Annotated in this window: 16 protein-coding genes; 7 read left to right on the top strand and 9 right to left on the bottom strand. The window is 74.0% G+C overall.

Annotation, left to right across the window (positions count from 1 at the left end; all coding sequences use genetic code 11):
• Positions 1 to 45 precede the first annotated feature (45 nt).
• Positions 46 to 975 carry a GNAT family N-acetyltransferase gene (locus ACIRQ7_RS22725; protein WP_404264653.1) on the top strand — a complete coding sequence of 310 codons (930 nt, stop codon included), beginning with the start codon at positions 46 to 48 and terminating at the stop codon, positions 973 to 975.
• A gap of 90 nt (positions 976 to 1,065) precedes the next feature.
• Here ACIRQ7_RS22725 and ACIRQ7_RS22720 read toward each other — a convergent pair whose 3' ends face one another.
• The 4 genes from ACIRQ7_RS22720 to ACIRQ7_RS22705 all read right to left on the bottom strand — a co-directional run bounded on the left by ACIRQ7_RS22720 (position 1,066) and on the right by ACIRQ7_RS22705 (position 5,493).
• Positions 1,066 to 2,244, bottom strand: a complete 1,179-nt coding sequence (locus ACIRQ7_RS22720; RefSeq protein ID WP_404264652.1) for a methyltransferase domain-containing protein — start codon at positions 2,242 to 2,244, stop codon at positions 1,066 to 1,068.
• Between the two features lie 112 nt (positions 2,245 to 2,356).
• Entirely contained in the window at positions 2,357 to 3,940 is a 1,584-nt protein-coding gene (locus ACIRQ7_RS22715; RefSeq protein WP_404264951.1) for a tripartite tricarboxylate transporter permease, read from the bottom strand.
• Between the two features lie 18 nt (positions 3,941 to 3,958).
• Entirely contained in the window at positions 3,959 to 4,477 is a 519-nt protein-coding gene (locus tag ACIRQ7_RS22710) for a tripartite tricarboxylate transporter TctB family protein (RefSeq protein WP_404264950.1), read from the bottom strand.
• A 32-nt stretch (positions 4,478 to 4,509) separates the two neighbouring features.
• Complete coding sequence (locus tag ACIRQ7_RS22705) at positions 4,510 to 5,493, bottom strand: Bug family tripartite tricarboxylate transporter substrate binding protein (RefSeq protein ID WP_404264949.1); 984 nt, start codon at positions 5,491 to 5,493, stop codon at positions 4,510 to 4,512.
• A gap of 142 nt (positions 5,494 to 5,635) precedes the next feature.
• Between ACIRQ7_RS22705 and ACIRQ7_RS22700 the strand changes: the two genes are divergently transcribed.
• Positions 5,636 to 6,349: a response regulator gene (locus ACIRQ7_RS22700; RefSeq protein WP_404264651.1), complete on the top strand. Its 714-nt coding sequence runs from the start codon at positions 5,636 to 5,638 to the stop codon at positions 6,347 to 6,349.
• A 375-nt stretch (positions 6,350 to 6,724) separates the two neighbouring features.
• Complete coding sequence (locus ACIRQ7_RS22695) at positions 6,725 to 7,735, top strand: lytic polysaccharide monooxygenase (RefSeq protein WP_404264650.1); 1,011 nt, start codon at positions 6,725 to 6,727, stop codon at positions 7,733 to 7,735.
• A gap of 92 nt (positions 7,736 to 7,827) precedes the next feature.
• On the opposite strand, the gene ACIRQ7_RS22690 is transcribed toward ACIRQ7_RS22695, so the two are convergent.
• Positions 7,828 to 8,286, bottom strand: a complete 459-nt coding sequence (locus ACIRQ7_RS22690) for an Lrp/AsnC family transcriptional regulator (RefSeq protein WP_401473800.1) — start codon at positions 8,284 to 8,286, stop codon at positions 7,828 to 7,830.
• A gap of 80 nt (positions 8,287 to 8,366) precedes the next feature.
• Between ACIRQ7_RS22690 and ACIRQ7_RS22685 the strand changes: the two genes are divergently transcribed.
• Positions 8,367 to 9,659, top strand: a complete 1,293-nt coding sequence (locus ACIRQ7_RS22685) for an APC family permease (RefSeq protein WP_404264649.1) — start codon at positions 8,367 to 8,369, stop codon at positions 9,657 to 9,659.
• A gap of 80 nt (positions 9,660 to 9,739) precedes the next feature.
• Here the strand turns inward: ACIRQ7_RS22685 and ACIRQ7_RS22680 are convergent, their stop codons facing one another.
• On the bottom strand, positions 9,740 to 10,594 hold the full coding sequence (locus ACIRQ7_RS22680; RefSeq protein WP_404264648.1) for an esterase/lipase family protein: 855 nt from the start codon (positions 10,592 to 10,594) through the stop codon (positions 9,740 to 9,742).
• Positions 10,595 to 10,974: 380 nt separating this feature from the next.
• On the opposite strand from ACIRQ7_RS22680, the gene ACIRQ7_RS22675 reads away from it, so the two are divergent.
• The gene (locus tag ACIRQ7_RS22675) at positions 10,975 to 11,598 is read left to right on the top strand and encodes a pyridoxamine 5'-phosphate oxidase family protein (protein WP_404264647.1); all 624 of its coding nucleotides are present in this window, start codon (positions 10,975 to 10,977) and stop codon (positions 11,596 to 11,598) included.
• Here the strand turns inward: ACIRQ7_RS22675 and ACIRQ7_RS22670 are convergent.
• Together ACIRQ7_RS22670 and ACIRQ7_RS22665 are read right to left on the bottom strand one after the other, a co-directional pair.
• On the bottom strand, positions 11,589 to 12,713 hold the full coding sequence (locus tag ACIRQ7_RS22670) for a hypothetical protein (RefSeq protein WP_404264646.1): 1,125 nt from the start codon (positions 12,711 to 12,713) through the stop codon (positions 11,589 to 11,591). The two genes, ACIRQ7_RS22675 and ACIRQ7_RS22670, sit on opposite strands and share 10 nt — an antisense overlap.
• Positions 12,710 to 16,318 (bottom strand): PHP domain-containing protein, encoded by a 3,609-nt coding sequence (locus ACIRQ7_RS22665; RefSeq protein ID WP_404264645.1) that lies wholly within the window; start codon positions 16,316 to 16,318, stop codon positions 12,710 to 12,712. The genes ACIRQ7_RS22670 and ACIRQ7_RS22665 overlap by 4 nt, the downstream gene beginning before the upstream one ends.
• Positions 16,319 to 16,593: 275 nt before the next feature.
• On the opposite strand from ACIRQ7_RS22665, the gene ACIRQ7_RS22660 reads away from it, so the two are divergent.
• A complete protein-coding gene (locus ACIRQ7_RS22660) occupies positions 16,594 to 17,673 on the top strand; it encodes a DUF3533 domain-containing protein (RefSeq protein WP_404264644.1) in 1,080 nt (359 codons plus the stop codon).
• 60 nt (positions 17,674 to 17,733) lie between these two features.
• Here ACIRQ7_RS22660 and ACIRQ7_RS22655 read toward each other — a convergent pair whose 3' ends face one another.
• Entirely contained in the window at positions 17,734 to 18,504 is a 771-nt protein-coding gene (locus ACIRQ7_RS22655) for an SDR family NAD(P)-dependent oxidoreductase (protein WP_404264643.1), read from the bottom strand.
• A gap of 116 nt (positions 18,505 to 18,620) precedes the next feature.
• Here ACIRQ7_RS22655 and ACIRQ7_RS22650 point away from each other — a divergent pair, with 116 nt between their 5' ends.
• Positions 18,621 to 19,274 carry a TetR/AcrR family transcriptional regulator gene (locus ACIRQ7_RS22650; RefSeq protein ID WP_404264642.1) on the top strand — a complete coding sequence of 218 codons (654 nt, stop codon included), beginning with the start codon at positions 18,621 to 18,623 and terminating at the stop codon, positions 19,272 to 19,274.
• Positions 19,275 to 19,524: the final 250 nt, after the last annotated feature.

Here is a 19,524-nt window from a genome sequence, read left to right as displayed (position 1 = left end):
AAAAGGAGAGGCAAAGGCACACCCCCCGGCGTACCGTCCGCCGTCATGACGATCACCGTGCGCGACTATCGCCCGGCCGACGCCAAGGCCGTCTCCGATCTGCGGCGCGTGGCGCTGCCCTTCCTGATCTCCACCCCGCAGGGCGTCGCCTGGGACGTCACCACCTCCCCGGCAGCACAGGAACTGCGGATGTACATCGCCGAACTCGACGGCCGGATCGTCGGATCCGCCCGTGCCCAACTGCTCCACGACAGCAGTGTTCGGGGGCAGGCCGCGGCCGCCGTTCAGGTGCATCCCGACCACCGGGGGCGGGGCGCCGGCGGGGCGCTGCTGGCTTCGGCCGAGGAACACCTGTCCGCGGTCGGCGCCACCCACCTCTTCGCCTGGGTGTCCGACACCCCGGACGCGCACGCCTTCGCCACCCGGCACGGCTACCGGCGCTCCCGTCCGGGCCGCTTCCTGCGGCTCGACCTCGCCGGGGCCGACCTGCCACCGCTGCCCCGCGCGCTCCCGTCCGGCGTCCGGCTGTGCACCGGCGCGGACTTCGACGCCGATCCGTACCCGCTGTTCGCCGCCGACGCGGAGGCCGCCACGGACGAGCCGGGCGATGTGGCCGCCGACGCCATGGCCTACGAGGACTGGCTGCGGCACACCTGGGAACATCCCGACATCGACCTGGACCTCACCTCGGTGGTGACCGTCAGGGGCGAGGTCGCCGCCTTCAGCCTGGCCGTGACCGACGGGCTCGGCCGCTATGTGTCGGGCATGACCGGCACCCGCCGCGCCTTCCGGGGGCAGGGCCTGGCCCGGCTCGCCAAAACGGCCTCGCTGCGCCGGGCCCGGGACGCCGGCTGCACCGAGGCCTTCACCGGCAACGACGCCGCGAACGCGCCGATGCTCGCGCTCAACACAGCCTTCGGCTACCGCTCGTTCGCAGCCGAGTGGCGGTACGTCCGCGAACCGGGGCGGGGCTGAACCGGGACCGCCCTCCCCCAGGACCCCACCCGCTCCTCGCCGGGGCCGGAGCCGGGTCGGGCCCGGCCCGCCGCCCGGCCCGGCCCGCGACTACGGCGCGTCGAGGGCGAGGGCCCGACCCGCGGCCGACGGGTCGTGGGCGATGGGGTCGCCGGGCCGGTGCCAGTGGAGCAGGAAGCGGTGGCCCGCGCGGATACCGTCCAGCCCGGCCCGGCAGTACGCGACCATGTCGTCGGGCAGGCCGTCCCACGGAAACCAGTCCAGCTGCGAGCACTTGTCCGGCTCCCGGTTGACCGGCTCGCCGCCCGCGCCGTACGCCGCCTCGAAGAACCAGCCGATCCGCGGGCGGGCCGCCGGATCGGGCGCACGGTGCTGCATCACCAGCGCGACCCTCAGGTCCTCGGGCCGCAGCCGCAGCCCGAGCTCCTCCGCGGCCTCGCGGATCATGGCCTGCCGCACGTCCTCGCCGTCCTCGGCGTGCCCCGAGGGGGCGTGCAGCAGCCCGTCCGCGTAGCCGGTGCCGGAGCGGCGGGCGAGCAGCACCTCCCCGCCACGGCGCAGGACGAGATGGACGTCCACCACTTCGGTGTGCCGCAGGGGCACTTGGGCGATCAGGGCGTACCGCTCATCGGTCACCTCCCTGCCCCAGAGGGCGCGGTCGTGGGAGAGCGGCTCAAGATGCGTAGGGGACGCCCACGGCTCGGTGAGGGCGCGGAGTTCGGTGGCCGGGATGCCGATCGGGGCGGACTCGCCCCAGCGGCCCTCGATGAGCACCAGCCTGCCGCCAGGCGCCAGCAGACCGGCCCAGCGGCGCAGCGCGGCCCCGGGGTCGGGCAGCGCCCACAGGACATGGCGGACCAGGACGACATCGAACCGCCGCTCCCCAACAGGGGGTTCGGCGGCATCCCCGACCAGGAACGCCGCGTCCCGCCCGGCGAGCTTGGTGCGGGCCCGCTCGACCATGCCGGGTGAGCGGTCGACTCCCGTCACCCGATGGCCCTGTTCGGCGGCGAGCAGGGCCAGGCTGCCCGTGCCGCAGCCGAGGTCGAGGAGGTCGCAGGGGGCGGGCGGGAGCCAGCAGCGCATCCGGGCGGCCCAGGCCGCGCGGACGGCGGGGTCGCGCAGGCCGTGATCCGGTTCCTCGTCGAAGGCCTCGGCGGCGGCTTCCCAGTAGGCGGCGTCGGCGGTCGGCAGGGGCGGTCGCCCCTGGTGGCCGGTCGGTTCGGCGGGCGGGTCGGCGGGCGGGTCGGCGGGCGGGTCGATGCTCATGCGCCCATGGTGCCGCCGACCACTGACAACGGCGGGCGCGGAACGGGGGGATGGAGGGGTCCGCGCGCGGGGGGCGGGCGGCGGCACGGCGCGGCCGCCGCCCGTCTCCGGGTCAAGCGCCGTCCGCCGCCCCGGATCCCGGCCCCGAAGCCGAGCCCGCTCCCGCCCCGGAAGCCGGCCCCGATCCCTGCCCCGGTCCCGGCCCCGGTCCCGACCGCAGCCGTACCACCAGGCGCTTGATCCACGGCCAGGCCAGCAGCACCAGGATGACGGCGTACACCGTCACCGCGAACGGGGTGTTGACGAGGCCGGTGACGCTCCCGTCGCTGATCTGCAGGGCGCGGCGCAACTGCTGTTCCGCTGCCGGGCCGAGGATGACGCCGATGACGGCGGGCAGCACCGGCAGCCCGTACCGCCGCATACCCAGCCCGATCAGGCCGATGACCAGCAGGATCACCAGGTCCATGGCCTGCCCGCCGACGGCGTACGCGCCGACCGCGGCGAAGAAGAGGATGCCGGCGTAGAGGTACGGGCGCGGGATCCGCAGCAGCTTCGCCCAGACCGGGGCGAGCGGCAGGTTGAGCACCAGCAGCAGCACCATGCCGACGAACAGCGAGGCGATCAGGCCCCACACCAGGTCGGGTTCCCGCTCGAAGAGCAGCGGGCCCGGCTGGATGCCGTACTGCTGGAAGGCCGCGAGCATGACGGCGGCGACCGCTGTGGTGGGCAGGCCCAGCGTCAGCATGGACACCAGCGTGCCGGCGGCGGACGCGGAGGACGCCGACTCGGGACCGGCCACCCCCTCGATGGCTCCGCGGCCGAATTCGTCGCGGTTCCTGGAGAGTCTCTTCTCCATGACGTAGGAGAGGAAGGTGGGGATCTCGGCGCCGCCGGCCGGGATGGCGCCGAAGGGGAAGCCGATGAGCGGTCCGCGCAACCACGGCTTCCAGGTGCGCCGCAGCTCCGCCTTGCCCAGCCAGGGGCGTCCGACCGGGATCGACTCGCCGGACGTGCGCCGCAGATGGGCGGCGACCCACAGCGCCTCGCCGATGGCGAAGAGCCCGACGGCGACGATCACGACGTCGATGCCGTCGGCGAGTTGCAGGGATCCGAACGTCAGCCGCTGCTGGCCGGTCATCTGGTCCAGCCCGACCAGACCGATGGTGAGGCCGATCAGCAGGGAGGCGAAGCCGCGGATGCGGGAGCTGCCCAGGACGGAGGTCACCGCGATGAACGCGAGGACCATGATGGCGAAGTAGTCGGGCGCGCCGATGTCGACGGCGAGCGAGGCGACCGTCGGGGCCAGCACCACCAGCAGGATCGTGCCGATCATGCCGCCGGCGAAGTGGCCGATGGCGGCGGCCGCGAGCGCCTGGGCGCCGCGCCCGGCCCTGGCCATCGGGTTGCCTTCGATGGCGGCGACCACGGCCGCGCTCTCGCCCGGGGTGTTGAGCAGGATCGAGGTGGTGGAGCCGCCGAACATGCCGCCGTAGTAGATGCCGGCGAACATGATGAACGCCCCGGTGGGGTCGAGTCCGTAGGTGACGGGCAGCAGCAGCGCCACGGCCATCGCGGGCCCGATGCCGGGCAGCACGCCGATGGCGGTGCCGAGCAGCACGCCGATGGCGGCCCACAGGAGGTTGAGCGGGGTGAGTGCCGTCCCGAAGCCGTCGAGGAGCGAGTTCAGGGAGTCCATCGCCACAGTGGTCATCGGTTACAGCACCCCCATCAGCGGGCCGCCGGGCAGCGGGACGCCCAGCAGGTTGTTGAAGACCAGGAAGGTGGCCAGGGACAGCCCGGCCGCGATCAGCGGGTCCCGGGTGAGGTTGCGGCTGCCGAGTGCGTACGCGGATCCCCAGAAGAGGAGCGCGCCGGATATCGGGAAGCCGAGCGGCTCGATGAGGACGGCGTTGGCGAGGAAGACGCCGACGAGGAGGACGACGGTGCGCCAGTCGCCGGGCTCGGTGAGGTCCACGTCCTCGCCGCCCTCGGCCTCCCCCCGGCCGCCGCGCAGCACATCGACGGCGAGGAGGACGGCGACGACCAGCAGGAGGATCCCGACGGCGAAGGGGACGGTGGTGGGACCCACGGGGCCGCGCCGGCCGATGTCGGTGTCCATGGAGAGGGCGTCGGTCAGCACCAGGATGCCGAGGACGAGGAGGATGCCGCAGACGCCGAGTTCGGAACGGCCGCGCAGCCGGTCGCGCAGGGTCGTGGGCCCGGGCGGGGTCATGGGCTCGGGCGAGGTCGTGCCGTCGGTCGCGTTCACAGCCCCAGCTCCTTCAGCACCGTGTCGACCCGCTTGTCCTGGGCGGCCAAAAAGCGGCCGAAGGTGTCACCGGTCGCGAAGGCGTCGATCCAGCCGTTGCGTTGGGCGGCTTCCTTCCACTGCCGGGAGTCGTGCAGCGTGGTGAACAGCTTGATGAGCTTGGCCCGTTCGGTGTCCGACAGGCCGGGCGGCGCAACGACGCCGCGCCAGTTGGTGAACTCCACGTCCACGCCCGACTCCTTGAGGGTCGGGGCGTCGAACCCGTCGACCCGCTCGGGACCGGTGACGGCGAGCAGCCGCAGTTGGCCGGACTTGATCTGGTCGAGGTATTCGCCGAGGCCGGAGACGCCGAAGGCGACCTTGCCGCCGAGTACGGAGGCGAGGAGTTCGCCGCCGCCGTCGAACGGCACGTAGTTGACCGTCCTGGGCGTGATGCCGGCGGCCCTGGCCATCAGCATCGGCGCGAGGTGGTCCGGGCCGCCGGGCGAGGATCCGCCGCCCACCGGCGTCTTGGCGGGGTTCTTCTTCCAGTCGGCGAGCAGCTGACCGAAGGTCTTGTACGGGGAGTCCTTGGCGACGACGACGATGTCCGGCTCCTCGGTGAGCCGGGCGATGGGTGTGGTGTCGGCGAGCGTGGAGGGCGCGTGGTTGGTGTGTACGGCGCCGACCACCCCGAGGCCCATGGACATCACGGTCCTGCCGTTGCCGCGCTCGTTGACCAGCCGGCTGAGCCCGACCGTGCCGCCGGCGCCGGGGAGGTTGTAGACCTCGACGTTGTGGTTCAGTCCGGCGTCTTCGACGCTCTTGGCGGCCGTCCGGGCGGTGATGTCGTAGCCGCCGCCGGGGGTGTTGGGCACCATGATCTTGAGGCCGGGGATCTGCGTGCCGGTTTCGGCGCCGCTGCCGGAGGTGAGCAGCGGCGGTCCCAGGAGGACCAGCAGCGCCGCCGAGAGCAGAGCGAGGGGTGTGCGCGGGCGCACAGGTGACACCACCCTTCTGTGGTTGGCCGGCGGGGGGGTGGCCGTGTGATGCGGGCCACATGTTGCCGGGGGGTTAACGTCACGTCGCGCTTCCGGTATTAAGGGTCCTTATGAAACTTGTGGCCATGGAGAGGCTCGTGTGATGACCGAGGTCCTGGTCGTCGACGACGACTTCATGGTCGCCAAGCTGCACAGTCATTACGTCGCCGCCACGGAAGGCTTCTCCGTCGCCGGGGTGGCCCACAGCGGTGCTGAGGCGCTGCGCGCCGTCGACCGGCTGCGGCCCGATCTCGTCCTGCTGGACGTCTACTTGCCGGACATGGACGGGGTGAGTGTGCTGCGGGAGGTACGGGCCAGGGAGGCGGCGGCCCGCAGTCAGCACGCCCCCGGGGGAGGGCGGCATGTCGACGCGCTGTTCATCACCGCCGCCCGGGACGCGCACATCATCCGCGACGCGCTGCGGGCCGGGGCCCTGCACTACCTGATCAAGCCCTTCCACCGCACCTCCCTCCAGGAGCAGTTGCGGCATGTGGCCGCGCAGCGCTCCCGCCTGGACCGGCTGGACCGCCTGGACGACGCCCGGCAGGAGGACGTGGACCAGCTCTTCGGCGCCCGCCCGCCGGGCTCCCGCGGGCTGCCCAAGGGGCTCGCCGCGCACACTGCCGAACTGGTCGAGCGAACCTTGCGCGATCATGCCGCCGGCCTGTCCGCCGCCGAGTGTGCGGCGGCCGGTGCGCTGTCCCGGGTGAGCGCGCGGCGCTATCTGGAGTACTTCACCGACACCGGGCGCGCCGAGGTCTCGCTGCGCTACGGCGGCACCGGGCGCCCCGAGCGGCGCTACCGCTGGATCACCTGAGCGGTCGGCGAATCGGTCGGCGCCACCCTGGGCCGGCCGGTCGCCCCGGTCGCCCCGCGACCCTGCCCGGAAGCTCACGTGACGTCACGTCAGCCGCACCTTCCGGCGCCCAACTCCCGCCCCGGATGCCCCTTTTCGCCCCGCCTGCCTGTCGCCCCGCTTAGCCCTTCCTTAAACGGACCATAAGGATCCGCCGGATCGCCTTCCGAGGCCCGAATCCGCTGTTCAGCGCGGCTAGCGTGCTGTTCGCAAGGCGGGTTGCGTGCCCTCGGCGCCGCTCACCGGGGGACGGCGCCGTGTGCGCAACCCGACCCCCCACCGCTCCCCCTTGCGCCCCCACCCCGCTCGACGCACCAGATGAAGGAGAACCTCACGATGACCGCTCGTCGCAAGGCCGCCGGGATCGCCATTGTCGGCATCGCCCCGCTGGCGCTCACCGCGCTCGCCGCGAGTCCGGCCGCCGCGCACGGTTCGATGACGGACCCCGTCAGCCGGGTCTCGGCCTGCTACGCGGAGGGCCCCGAGAACCCGCGGTCCGCGGCGTGCAAGGCCGCCGTGGCCGCCGGCGGCTCGCAGGCCCTCTACGACTGGAACGCGGTGCGCGACGGCAACGCCGGCGGCGCGTCACAGGAGAAGATCCCGGACGGCAAGCTCTGCAGCGGCGGCGACGACAAATACAAGGGCCTGGACCTGCCGCGCGCCGACTGGCCGTCCTCGAAGATGCAGGCCGGCAACCACACGTTCCACTACAAGGCGACGGCCCCGCACAAGGGGTACTTCGCGCTGTACCTCACCAAGGCCGACTACGACCCGACGAAGCCGCTGAAGTGGTCGGACCTGGAGTCGAAGCCGTTCACGAAGGTCACCGACCCGACGCTCACCAACGGGGAGTACGTCTTCGACGGCAAGGTGCCCGCACGGTCGGGCCGGCACCTGATCTACAGCATCTGGCAGCGTTCGGACAGCCCCGAGGCGTTCTACACCTGCTCCGATGTCGTCTTCGGCAAGGACAGCGGCGGTGCGGGCGCCGGCTCCTCCGCGGCACCCGCCCCGGCCGCCTCCGCACCGACCGACACCCAGATCGCCGCGGGTGCGGACAAGTCGACCGTCGAGCACCACGGCCACGGCGACGACGACGCCCACACGCACAGCGACCCGGCACCCTCCGCCGGTGCGGACGACCCGGCGCTGGGCGGCGGCGCTCCCGAGGGCAACGCCCCGCACACCGACGGGAGTTCGACGCCGGTCGACGGCCACCGGCTGGCCGAGACCGGTGGTGACAGCTCCACCGGCCCGATCGCCATCGGCGCCGCCGCCGCACTGGCCGCGGGCGCGGCGTTGCTGTTCGCCACCACCCGCCGCCGGGCCGCCCGCCAGCGCGGCTGATCCGCCACCGGGGGGGCTGACTGCGACAGCCCCCCGGCACGACGACGCCGCCCCCGGCACCCGGGGGCGTCGTCGTCGTGCCGGGTTCCGCGTCACTGCGCGAGCGGCTCGATGATGTCGTTGGCGACGTGCTGGTAGATGACCGAGCTGCGGCAGTCGACGACCTCCCGGCGCTTGAAGACCTGGTCCATCAGCAGGGCGTGCAGCCGGTCGACGTCGGGGACGGCGACATGGACGAGGAAGTCGTCGCCACCCGCGACGACATAGACGTTGAGCACCTCGGGCAAGGAGGTCAAAAACGCCTTGAAGCGTTCGATGACCTCGCGGTTCATGGGGCGGATGCGGACCGTGAGCAGGGCCTGTACGGGGCGGTTCAGGGCCCGCAGGTCCACGGTCGCGCGATAGCCGGTGATCACCCCGCGGGCGCGCAGCGCGCGGACCCGCTCCAGGCAGGTGGAGGGGGCGATGTTCAGCAGGCGGGCCAGTTCGCGGTTGGTCTGCCGTGCATCGCGCTGCAGTTCGCGGACAATCGCCGAATCAATGTCGTCCATGGGACCCATCGTGCCGCACTCACCGAATTTCGTTCGGCGAGCCAGCGAATCGATCATCATTACGGTTACCTTCAGCAACTGTGACCGTACAAGAAACAACGCTTCCCGCTTCCGCACGGCCGGATGTACGGCGGCTGGGCATCGGCAGCGGCACCGCGCTGTGCGCCGGTGCCGTCCTCGGCCCCGGCGTGCTGACCCTGCCCTCCCTCGCCGCCGCCGCGGCGGGCCCCGCCTCGATCCTGGCCTGGGTCGTGCTGCTGGCGATGTGCGTGCCGGTGGCCGCCTCGTTCGCCGCGCTCGGCGCGCGGTTCCCCGACGGCGGGGGCGTGGCCACGTACGTCCACCGGGCGATGGGCCCGCGGGCCGCGGCGGTCGTGGGCTGGTGGTTCTACGGGGCGGTGCCGATCGGGGTCGTCTCGGCCGCCTGGATCGGCGGGAAGTACGTCGCCGACGCGGTCGGGTGGGGCGACGCCGGCGCCGCGGCGGTGGGCGCCGCGGTGCTGGTCTGGGCGCTGGTCTCCAACGCCGTGGGGCTGCGGATGTCGGGCCGGGTGCAGCTGCTGCTCGGTGCGCTGCTGGCGGCCGTGCTGCTGTGCGCCGTACTGGCCGCCGCCCCGCACGTGTCCGCCGCGCACTTCACCCCGTTCATGCCCGGCGGCTGGTCCTCGGTCGGCTCGGCGGCCTCCGTGCTCTTCTTCGCGTTCGCGGGCTGGGAGGCGGCGAGCCATCTGTCGGGGGAATTCGCCGACCCCCGGCGGGATCTGCCGCGGGTGACCCGCTACACCCTCGCCGTGATCACCGTGCTCTACCTGGGCCTCGCCCTCGCCACGATCGGCGCGCTGGGACCGGCCGCGGCCCGCACCGACACCCCGCTGACCGAACTGCTCACCCGGAGCGTGGGCGAGGCCGCCCGGCCGGTCGCCGCGGCGGCCGCGCTGTTCCTGACCTTCGGCGCGGTCAACTCCTATCTGGCGGGCGCCTCCCGGCTCGGCGCGGCCCTCGGCCGGGACGGCGCGGCACCCCGCTGGCTGGCCAAGGGCGGCGCACCGGGCGAGGTGCCGCGCCGGTCGCTCGCCGTACTGGGCGGGGTGTGCGTGCTGCTCGGCCTGGCGGCCGGTGCCGGCGGCGCCGATCTGGATCTGCTGATGCGGGCGACCGCGACCTGTCTGGCGGCGGTGACGCTGGCCGGGCTGGCCGCCGCGCTGCTGCTGCTCCCGCGCCGCACTCCGCTGTGGTGGGGCGGGCTCGCCAGTTCCGTGCTGACCCTGGCCGTGCTGGCCTTCTCCGGCCTGCTGCTGCTCATCCCGGCGGCGCTGGCGCTCGCCTCGTTCTGCTTTCTGACGCTGCGCCGGGTGGGCCTTCGGCGCCGGTGAGGCGGCCGGCGGCCGGGCGGTTCGGTCGGACGGCCCGGACCTGTGTCCGAGGGGGGATGCGGGTCCGGGCCGTCCGCCGGTCAGTTCACGTCGCAGGTGGTGGGGGTGGCGTGGGCGGGGTCGAGGGCGTTGGCCGTTTCGTGGAAGGCGACCCTGTCCGCCAGGCCGATGGCGACGTGCTCGGACCGGTCGGACGGACACAGGTCCTGGAGCAGGACGTTGTGCACATCGGGGCCTTCGAGGAACTGCGTCCGGTAGGGCGTGACGACCTCGTCATAACGGGTCGCGATGACGGTGTAGTGCACGCCGGGGACCGTGTCGCCGCCGTCGTTGAGGCGGCTGAGGGTGTCGGATCCGGCGATCTGGTCGGACAGCCCGGGGGCGGAGGCGTCGATGTATTCCTTGGCGCCGGGGAAGTGGTCCAGCAGCCGGGTCAGGCCGTTCAGATCGGTGCCGTGGTTGCTGGGAGCCAGCCCGATCAACGCGTTGACCTTGTCCGCGCCGCCGTGGGACTTCAGGTAGACCCGCGGCATCATGCCGCCCTGCGAGTGGCCGACGATGTCGGTCTTGGATGCCCCGGTGGCCGCCAGCACCCGGTCGACGTACACGGCCAGCTGCCGGGCGGAGGCGTCGACGGCGCCCAGTCCGTGGAAGAACGGGACGCCGGGCAGCTGACCGTAGTCCAGGGAGAAGACGCAGTAGCCGCGGTGCACCAAGTACGGCGCCAGACCGAGCCAGTTGTCGACCGCGTTGCCGAAGGTGCCGTGTGCCAGGACCACCGGACGGGGGTGTGCGGCGGAGGGCTTGCAGGAGAAGTTGTTCCAGCCGCTGCTGACGGTGGGGGCGCCGGCGGAGGCGGGGGCCGCCGTGACGAGGCCGACTGCCAGGGCGAGGGTGGGCACCACGGTGAGGGCGCGTGACCAGCACAGCTTCATACGATGCTCCTTGCGGGGTGAGGGGACTCCGAAGTGCTCGGTGAGCCGTTCACCTGCGATCCGGATCGCAAGGGCCAACGTTGTTGACTGAACGTCAAGTTACGGCCGGGTAGACGCGGAGACCAGCCACGCGACGGTGAAGGAAGGCGCACACAACCCTCACCGGACGCACGGGGTCCGCATCGACCCGGCCGTGCTCACCACTGCCCGATACTTCGCCGCCATCCCGTTTGTCAGTGGTGTCGCGTAACGTCGGTGATGCGTTCGATCCGGGTCGGTGCGGGACCGGCCCCCCCGGGCCACCGGGCGCAGCAGCTGCGGGCACCGCAGTGGCACGGCGGACGGGAGACGGAACAGTGGACGGGACGACGGAGCCGACGATGACCGGGATGACGGAGATCTCGTCCGCGGCGGAGCTGCGCGAGCTGATCGGCGAGCCGTCGGCGCACGCCGCGCACAAGACCCGCGACCGGCTGCACGAACTGGACCGCCAGTGGCTGGCGCGCTCGCCGTTCTGCCTGATGGCCACCTCGGACGCTCAGGGCAGATGCGATGTCTCACCCAAGGGCGACCCGGCCGGCTTCACCCACGTCCTGGACGACACCACCCTCGTCATCCCCGACCGCCCCGGCAACAAGCGCCTGGACGGCATGCTCAACATCCTCAGCAATCCGCACATCGGGCTGAACTACCTCCTGCCGGGCCGCGGTGACACCCTCCGGATCAATGGCCGGGCCCGGCTGCTGCGGGACGCCCCGTTCTTCGACGCACTGGTGGTCAAGGGCAACCGGCCGCGGCTCGCGCTGCTGGTCGAGGTCGAGGAGGTCTTCTACCACTGCTCCAAGGCGTTCCTCCGCTCCGATCTGTGGAAGCCGGAGACCTGGGAGCCGGACGCGCTGCCGGCACGGGCCCGGATCGTCAAGGGCCTGGAGGCCAAGGACGTGCCGCTGGAGACCCTGGAGGAGCACTACGGCCCGCAGTACGCGGAGCGGCTCTACGGCTGAGCGGCTCCAGGGCCGAGCCGCGGGAATGCCGGGTCCCGGGCCACCGCGCCCCCGGGCTTCCCGGCGGCGATCTTCGCCGCCGGGTGCACCGCTCCGGTGCCGAAGCGCGCCCGGGCGCGGTCGACGGCCGCCTCGATGCGGTGGGCCTTGTCGTCGGCCGGGTCGAACATCAGCTGGCGCACGGCGAGTTCGGCGCGGCACAGGCCCTCGGCCCGCAACGCCACCGCCCGCACCCGCGCCCGCTGCAGCCCGAGCGCGGCATGCAGGGCGTAGGCCGCCTCGGTCAGCGTGGGGCCGTGCGCGGTCGGTTCGGCCAGCCGCCGGGTGCGGGTCGTCGTCGAGCGGTCGGCGTAGCGGACGGTGAGGGTGAGCGCGCGGGCCGCCTGACCGCCCGCGCGCATCCGGTCGCCGAGGTCGTCGGCGAGCGAGAGCAGCGCCCTGCGCCGGCAGGCCGGATCCAACTCGTCGTGGACGAAGCGGTGTTCGGAGCCGATCGAGCGGGCGGCGGCATTGGGTGTCACCGGGGTCGGGTCGACGCCCCGGGCCCGCTCGTGGACCGCACGGCCCGCCTTCGCGCCGAGGATCCGCTGCAGGGTCGCGGGCGGCGCTGCGGCGATCCGGCCCACGCTGTCGAGCCCGTACGCACACAGGGTGCGCGCGGTCGCGGGCCCGACGCCGTGCAGCGCGGAGGCCGGCCGGCGGGCGAGGAAGGCTGCGACGGACCCGGCATCGCCGGGAACGGCCCGGATCTCTCCGGGCTCCGCGCCCTGCGCCGCCATCCGGGCGAGCAGCGGGTTGGCGGCGATCCCGATCGTGCACCGCACACCGTGCCAGGCCAGCGCGCGCAGCCGCACCAGTTCGGCGATGCCCGTCGCGTCCCGGCCGAAGTAGCGCAGCGCCCCGCGGACGTCGGCGAGTGCGGCGTCCGGCGGCAGCGCCTCGACCACCGGGGTGAACCGCGCCAGCAGCCGCAGCAGTTCCTCGTACTCCTCGGCGCTCACGGGGGCGTCACCGGCCGCCCGGAAGCGGACATGGAGCATGCCGGGCGGTGCCGTACCCGGCGTGGCGGGCGGTACGGGAGCGGGTGCCGGGGTGGGCACGGGTGCCGGGGTCATCCCGCGCTCCCCGGGCTGGAATGCCACAGCTTGGGGCCGGTGGCGACGCGTGCGCCCAGGGGCCGGAGGCCGGCTCCCGGGTGCTGTTCCTCGCCTGCCTCCGGCCGGCCGGCGTGCCCGGAGCCGGCGGCGGGGGCAGGGGCGGCGGGGGTGTCCCTGCCGTCCGTCCCGTCCTTCCCTCCGCCGTCCCCTTCCGCGTCCCGGGGCGGCCGGTCCGGTCCTGCCGCGAGGCGGGCGGTGACCGCCTCCAGGCCGCCCTCGCGGCGCAGTTCGGCCAGCTCGGCGAGGTTCCAGGCGGCGGCGCCGATCACACCGAAGCTGCCCGGCCCGCTCCGCCGGACCGTTCCGCGCACCAGCAGCAGCCAGGAGTGGTGGACGGTGTGAGCACAGGTGGCAAGGGGGCCGGCGGGACCTTCCAGGCCGTCAGGGTCCCGGGGAGCGTCGAAGAAGGCGCAGTCGACCAGCCCCGTGCTGTCGTCGAGGGTGGTGAGGATGACCCGGCTGCCGGAGCGGGCCGGTGGCGTCCGGGTGGCGCCCTTGGCCCCGGCGACCAGCACCGTCTCGCCGTTCCGGGCGTCCTGCAGCTCCCGGGCCGGCAGCGCGCCCAGCTCGGCGAGGAACGCGCCGTGGTCGGCCATCAGATGCCGGGGGGCGTCGCCGGCGAGGACGCCCAGTTCGGCGCTGAGCCGTTCGACGTCGCTGAGACCGGGCAGCCCGGACGGTGCGGCGCCGTCGGCCGCCGCCTCCTGGCCGCCGGGGGCGCGGCGCCGGCGCGGGTGCAGCTCGGCGAGGTGCAGCAGCAGGTCCCGGCGGTTCGCGCCGAAGGCGTCCAACGCGCCGACCCGGGCGAGGCGTTCGGCCACCGGGCGGCTCGGCCGGGCGCGCTGCCACAGGTCCTGGAGCGAGGTGTAGGGCCGGCCGGCGGCGATGCGTTCCGCGGCGGCTTCGCTCATCCCGTGCACTTCGGTGAGCGCGAGCCGCAGCCCCCAGACGCCGGAGCCGCCGCCGTGGCCACCCCCACCTCCCTCACCGGACACCAGTTCGATTCGATGAGCGGCCGCCGACCGGTTCACGTCCAACGGCAGCACCGGCACCCCGCGCCGGCGCGCGTCCGCCAGCAGCAGCCGCCGGGGGTAGACCCCCGGGTCATGGGTGAGCAGCCCGGCGTAGAAGGCCGCGGGGTGGTGCGCCTTGAGCCAGGCGGACTGGTGGGCGGGCACGGCGAACGCCACCGCATGCGCCTTGCGGAAGCCGTACGCGCCGAAGGTCGCGACGCTCTCCCAGGTCTGCGCGATCACCTCGGGTGAGTGGCCGCGCCGCCCGGCACGCTCAGCGAACCAGGCACGCACCCGCTCCTGCCGCTCCGGGTGCGACAGCGCGCGCCGCTTCTCCTCCGCCTCGTCCCGCTCGCAGCCGGTCATGATCCGCAGCGTCTCGATGATCTGCTCGTGGAAGAGGACGACCCCGTAGGTCTCGCGCAGCGGTTCCTCCAGGTCGGGATGCGGGGAGCGGGCCGGCGCACGGCCGTGCACGGCCTCGGTGAAGAGCCGCACCGCGTCGGCGGCGACCGGACCGGGCCGGACGAGCGAGAGGGCGACGACCAGGTCGTGGAAGGTGGCCGGCTGGAGCCTGCCGATCAGGTCGCGCCGGTCCGGCGATTCGATCCGGAAGCAGCCGAGCGTCTCGGTGGAGCGGATCAGGTCATAGGTGGCCCGGTCGCCGGGCGGCACCTGCGCGGGGTCGTCCAGGTCCGGGCGGGCTCCGGTGGCCCGGCCGATCTCGGCGACCGCGTGCGCCATCGCGGACTGCACCGGCGTGCCCAGGACGTCGAACTGGAGCAGCCCCAGTTCCTCGATGTCCTCCTTGCCGAAGGGGGACATGCCGAACGGGGACATGGCGAAGGGGGCATCTCCGTCGTCGGCGCCATGGGGGACCTCGCCGCCGGCCGGCACGACGGGCGTACGGTCCAGCAGCGAGGCGTCCGAGAGCAGCACCCCGCTCGGGTGCGGGGCGATCCCGCGCGGCAGCGCGTCCAGCGACTCGACCAGCTGCCACAGCCGCTCGTCGGCGGCCTCCCGCACCCCGCGCAGCTCGGGGAGCTCGGCGAGCGCCGCGCGGGCGTCGCGGGCCCGGATGTGCGGGAAGGCACGGGCGAGCCGGTCCACCCGCGCCGGGTCCATGCCCAGGGCGGCGCCCACGTCGCGCAGGGCGTGCCGGACCCGGTAGGTCTCGGGCAGGGAGAGGGCCGCGACCCGCTCGGCGCCGAAGCGGTCGAGGATCGCGCGGTGGACCTCCGGCCGGCGGGCCGACTCGACGTCGATGTCGATGTCCGGGAGGGCCGCCCGCCGCTCGGACAGGAAGTGCTCCCTTTGCAGTCCGTGGGCGACGGGGTCGGCGGGCGCGATGCCCAGGAGGTGGTTGACCAGCGATCCGGCGCCCGCCCCGCGGACCGCGACCCGGATTCCCCGCTCCTTGATGTCAGCCACGACCTGAGCGACCGTCAGGAAGTACCCGGGGTGGCCGAGCCGCTCGATCGTGCGCAGTTCGTCGTGCAGCCGCTGCCAGCGCTCCCGGTCACGGTCGTGGCCGCGCAGCACCATCCCGGCGGCGCAGCGCGAGCGCAGCACCCGTGCGGCGGTGCGGTGCCCGGCGCCGAGCAGCCGGGGTTCGGGGAAGTGGACCCGGCCCAGCCCGATGTCGGCCTGCGGGTCGACCAGGCATCCGCCCGCGGTCTCCTCGGTCAGGGTGAGCAGCCGGTGGGCGAGGCCGCGCCGGAAACCGGCCGACTCGGCGATCCGCTCGGCGGCGCGGCCCATCGCGGCGGCGTCCTTGAGCCAGCGCTCACCGCCGTCCCCTGCTCCGGGGCGGTGCCGGCCGGCCGGCACCGGGCGGCGGACGGAGTCCAGGACGTCGGCGACCGGGCCCTGGCCGGGGTCGGCGTAGCGGACGGCGTTGGTCAGGACGGCGCGGACGCCCTGTTCGACGGCGAAGCCGAGGGTGCGGGCGGCCAGCCGGAGCGAGCCGGGGCCGCTGCCGGGCCGCCCGTGGTCGACGACCTCCAGGCGCAGCGCGTCGCCGTAGAGCTCGCGCCAGGGGGCGGCGAGCCGGGCGGCGTGGTCCGGCCGGCCCGCGGTCAGCGCCCGGCCGACGTCGGAATCCGGTCCGAGCAGGACGGTCAGCCCTTCCGTGGCGGTCTCCAGGGCGCTCCAGGGAAGGACGGGCCGTCCGGGCGCTCCCGCGTGCGCGGCCGAGACCAGCCGGCACAGGGCGGCCCAGCCGGCCGCCCCGCCACGGGCCAGGAAGACGGTGCGGGCGGCGGACCCGTCGGGGAAGGCTTGGCCGGGTGCCGGGGCGCGGCGGCCCGCGGTGGCGGTGGGCGTCACCGCGCGCTCCCCCACGGCGAGTTCGGTGCCGAACAGGGGCCGGACGCCGGCCTCGGCGGCGGCCTTGGCGAACCGGACGGCTCCGGAGAGTCCGTCGCGGTCGGTCAGGGCGAGGGCGTCCATGCCCCGTTCGGCGGCGCGCTCGGCGAGCCGCTCGGGAGGGGAGGCGCCGTAGCGCAGGGAGAACCCGGAAGCGGTGTGCAGATGCGTGAAGCCTGGCATCCGCACCTCCTGCACCTCATCCGCCCCCGGCTGATCCTGAGTCCCTCACTTCTCGCTCCACCATAACCCCTGTATCGAACATTCGTACGAACACCTGCTCGGGAGCCGCTCGCCCGCTCCACTGATCAGCCCTGTCCGATCTGCGCGATCACGCCACCGATCGGAGGATATGGAGGCACGCGCCATGAATGGATCACCTATCGCCCCGGCGCACCCCGGAGCGATCCGGCACGGATACGCCACGAGTACGGCACGAATGCGGCAAGGAGCGGCGCATGGCCACGTTGGGCGACGACACCCGCACCACCTTCCTGGGGGAGGTGAAGAGCGCGGTGACCACCCGGGCCGCGCTGCTGGTGGTCGGCGTACTGGGCCTGATGATCGCGTTCATCACGTCGTACACCGGCGCCTTCCACCACCCCAAGCCCACCGACGTCCCGCTCGCCGTGGTCGCCCCCGCGCAGGTCAGCGGGCAGCTGGTGGGGAAGCTCGACCGGCTGGCGGGCTCGCCCCTGGATCCGCGCCCGGTGGCGTCCGAGGCGGAGGCGCGGCGGCAGATCGCCGACCGGACGATCGACGGCGCGCTGATCGTCGATCCGCGGGGCAGCACCGACCGGCTGCTCGTCGCGAGCGGCGGCGGGGCGTCGCTGTCCCAGGCCGTCGAACTGGTCGTCCACGCGGCGGAGAAGGCGCAGAATCGCACCGTGCGGACGGTGGACGTGACGCCCGCCTACCGTGGCGACACCCGGAGCCTGTCGTCCTTCTATCTGGTCGTGGGCTGGTGCGTCGGCGGCTACCTGTGCGCCGCGATCCTCGCGATCAGCGCCGGGGCGCGCCCCGCCAACGGGCAGCGGGCGACCATCCGGCTGGCCGCGCTCGCGCTCTATTCGATCGCCGCCGGCCTGGCCGGTGCGATCGTCGTCGGCCCGGCCCTCGGCGCACTGCCCGGCAGCCTCTTCGGGCTCTGGGGCCTCGGCGCCCTGACGGTCTTCGCCGTGGGGGCCACGACCCTGGCCTTCCAGGGACTGCTGGGCATCCTCGGAATCGGCCTGGCGATCCTGGTGATCGTGGTGCTGGGCAATCCGAGTGCGGGCGGCGCCTACCCGTATGCGCTGCTGCCGCCGTTCTGGCATGCGATCGGGCCCGCGCTGCCGCCGGGCGCGGGCACCTGGGCGGCGCGCTCCGTCGCGTACTTCCGCGGCAACGCGCTGACCGGACCGCTGCTGGTGCTCTCCGCCTGGGCGGTCGGCGGCACCCTGCTCACCGTCGGACTCTCACTGTTCCGCAGGAAGGGCGACGCGGACAGGCCGGGCGGCGGAGCCGCGGCGGGCGACGGGGAGCGGCTGCCGGGCTGAGCGCCACGGCGACCGTGGCCGCCGCCGCGCGGTCCGTCCGCGCGACGCCGCTCCGCCCGCTCACATATGGGTGCCGCCGTCGATCCGGATCTCGGTGCCGGTGATGAACGCGCCGTCCTGCGAGGCGAGCATCGCGATGACGCCCGCGACGGTCTCGGGGCCCGCGAAGCCCTCGCCGATGGCCGGGGCGAGCTTGGTGAACAGGCTCATATCGGCGTCCTCGGGCAGCCCCGGGCCGGGCCCGTTGGTCATGCCGCTGGCGATGGAACCCGGTGCCACGCACACCGCACGCAGTCCCTGCTTGCTGTATTCGCTCGCGATGGCGTGCGTCAGGGACTGAATGCCGCCCTTGCTCGCCGCGTACGCCGCCATGTACGGGTGCGCGAACGTGGCGGAGGTGGAGCTGAAGTTGACCACGACCGGCGACCGGCCCTCCAGGAGGGCGGGCAGCGCCTCCCGGATCATCAGGAAGGTGCCGGTCAGGTTGACCGAGATGATCTTGTTGAAGAAGTCCAGGCCGGTCCTGTGGGTGTGTGAGGAGCGCAGGATGCCGGCCGCGTTGACCAGGACGTCCAGGCCCCCGAGGCCGGACACCGCGGCCGCCACGCCGGCCCGGACCGCAGCCTCGTCGGATATGTCCAGCACCGCGGTCTCCAGCCGGTCCCCCGCGCCGTCCGCCGCGGCACGCTCGGCGGTGGCCCGCAGGCCCGCCGGGTCGACGTCCGCCGCCACCACCCGGCCGCCCTCGGCGAGGACGCGGTGGACGGTGGCCTGCCCGATGCCCGATCCGGCGCCGGTGATCAGTGCGCGGCGGCCGTCAAAGCGGTTCATGGTGTGCTCCGTTCTCGAGGTACATCGCACCGTACGCCATAGTGGCATGACGTGCCATTACTGCACGTCGCGCCAGTACGTCACCTCGGCACGCCGCTCTCCGTAAGCTGTGCGGCATGCCCACCGAGCCCCGCCCCGCGACCCGCCCCTCCCTCACCGAGCGGCGCAAGGCCGACACCCAGATGGAGATCGCCCGGACCGCGGCGGCCCTGTTCGCGGAACGCGGCGCCACCGTCACCGCGGAGGAGATCGCGCGCACCGCCGGCGTCGCGCTGCGCACCTTCTACCGCTACTTCCGCACCAAGGAGGACGCGGTGGCGCCGCTGCTCGCCGTCGGGGTGCGGCAGTGGATCGACGGCCTGGCCGCGCAGGCCACGGGACCGGACGCGGCGCCGGTGCGCGCGGCGCTGGAGCAGGCGGCGCGGCAGGCACTGACCCCCGCCGACGAACCGGCCGCCGAGGCGCTGCGCCGGACCCGTGGCCTGCTGCGGGCGATGCCCGCCTCCCCGGCGCTGCGCGCAGTCTGGCACCGCGTGCACCACGACTCCGAGGAAGCGCTGATGCCGGTCCTGGCGCAGCTGACCGACGCCGGCCCGCTGGAGGTACGGCTGGCCGCGGCCGCCGCGAACACCGCGATGCGGGTCGCCGTGGAGGAGTGGGCGGCCGGCGACGGGCCGGCGTCCGGTCCGCAGGGTCCCGCGGACCTGGTGGCGCGAGGCATGCGGGCCCTGACGGCGGGACTGCCGGAGCTCGACGACCCGAAGAAGTGACCGGCGGGCGGCCGACCGGATAACCGACGGTCACCCCTCTGCCGCCCCCGCCCCTCCCGAGGCCCCCTCTTCGGGCCAATCGCCGGAGATCGATAACCTCCCGAACGACCGGTCGGCGGCCGGATTCCTCCCTTCCGGCGGCGTGCGGAGGCCCGGCCGGAGCGGCTCACCGCGCCGCATTCGGGCTGACCGCACACCATGAAGTCACACCCTCTTCACAACTCCATCGCACCCCTTCACGCCATTACCC

The sequence above is a fragment of the Streptomyces sp. NPDC101393 genome (assembly GCF_044767385.1).
Lineage (GTDB): Bacteria > Actinomycetota > Actinomycetes > Streptomycetales > Streptomycetaceae > Streptomyces.
Note: the sequence above shows the minus strand (reverse complement) of the source record. Positions and strands in the feature narration are given on the sequence as shown.

Bases quoted from the DNA above. Each gene is read 5' to 3' on its own strand.
- ACIRQ7_RS22725 (WP_404264653.1), top strand. From the start codon at position 46: ATGACGATCACCGTGCGCGACTATCGCCCGGCCGACGCCAAGGCCGTC.
- ACIRQ7_RS22720 (WP_404264652.1), bottom strand. From the start codon at position 2,244: ATGAGCATCGACCCGCCCGCCGACCCGCCCGCCGACCCGCCCGCCGAA.
- ACIRQ7_RS22715 (WP_404264951.1), bottom strand. From the start codon at position 3,940: ATGGACTCCCTGAACTCGCTCCTCGACGGCTTCGGGACGGCACTCACC.
- ACIRQ7_RS22710 (WP_404264950.1), bottom strand. From the start codon at position 4,477: ATGACCCCGCCCGGGCCCACGACCCTGCGCGACCGGCTGCGCGGCCGT.
- ACIRQ7_RS22700 (WP_404264651.1), top strand. From the start codon at position 5,636: ATGACCGAGGTCCTGGTCGTCGACGACGACTTCATGGTCGCCAAGCTG.
- ACIRQ7_RS22695 (WP_404264650.1), top strand. From the start codon at position 6,725: ATGACCGCTCGTCGCAAGGCCGCCGGGATCGCCATTGTCGGCATCGCC.
- ACIRQ7_RS22690 (WP_401473800.1), bottom strand. From the start codon at position 8,286: ATGGACGACATTGATTCGGCGATTGTCCGCGAACTGCAGCGCGATGCA.
- ACIRQ7_RS22680 (WP_404264648.1), bottom strand. From the start codon at position 10,594: ATGAAGCTGTGCTGGTCACGCGCCCTCACCGTGGTGCCCACCCTCGCC.
- ACIRQ7_RS22675 (WP_404264647.1), top strand. From the start codon at position 10,975: ATGACCGGGATGACGGAGATCTCGTCCGCGGCGGAGCTGCGCGAGCTG.
- ACIRQ7_RS22670 (WP_404264646.1), bottom strand. From the start codon at position 12,713: ATGACCCCGGCACCCGTGCCCACCCCGGCACCCGCTCCCGTACCGCCC.
- ACIRQ7_RS22665 (WP_404264645.1), bottom strand. From the start codon at position 16,318: ATGCCAGGCTTCACGCATCTGCACACCGCTTCCGGGTTCTCCCTGCGC.
- ACIRQ7_RS22660 (WP_404264644.1), top strand. From the start codon at position 16,594: ATGGCCACGTTGGGCGACGACACCCGCACCACCTTCCTGGGGGAGGTG.
- ACIRQ7_RS22655 (WP_404264643.1), bottom strand. From the start codon at position 18,504: ATGAACCGCTTTGACGGCCGCCGCGCACTGATCACCGGCGCCGGATCG.
- ACIRQ7_RS22650 (WP_404264642.1), top strand. From the start codon at position 18,621: ATGCCCACCGAGCCCCGCCCCGCGACCCGCCCCTCCCTCACCGAGCGG.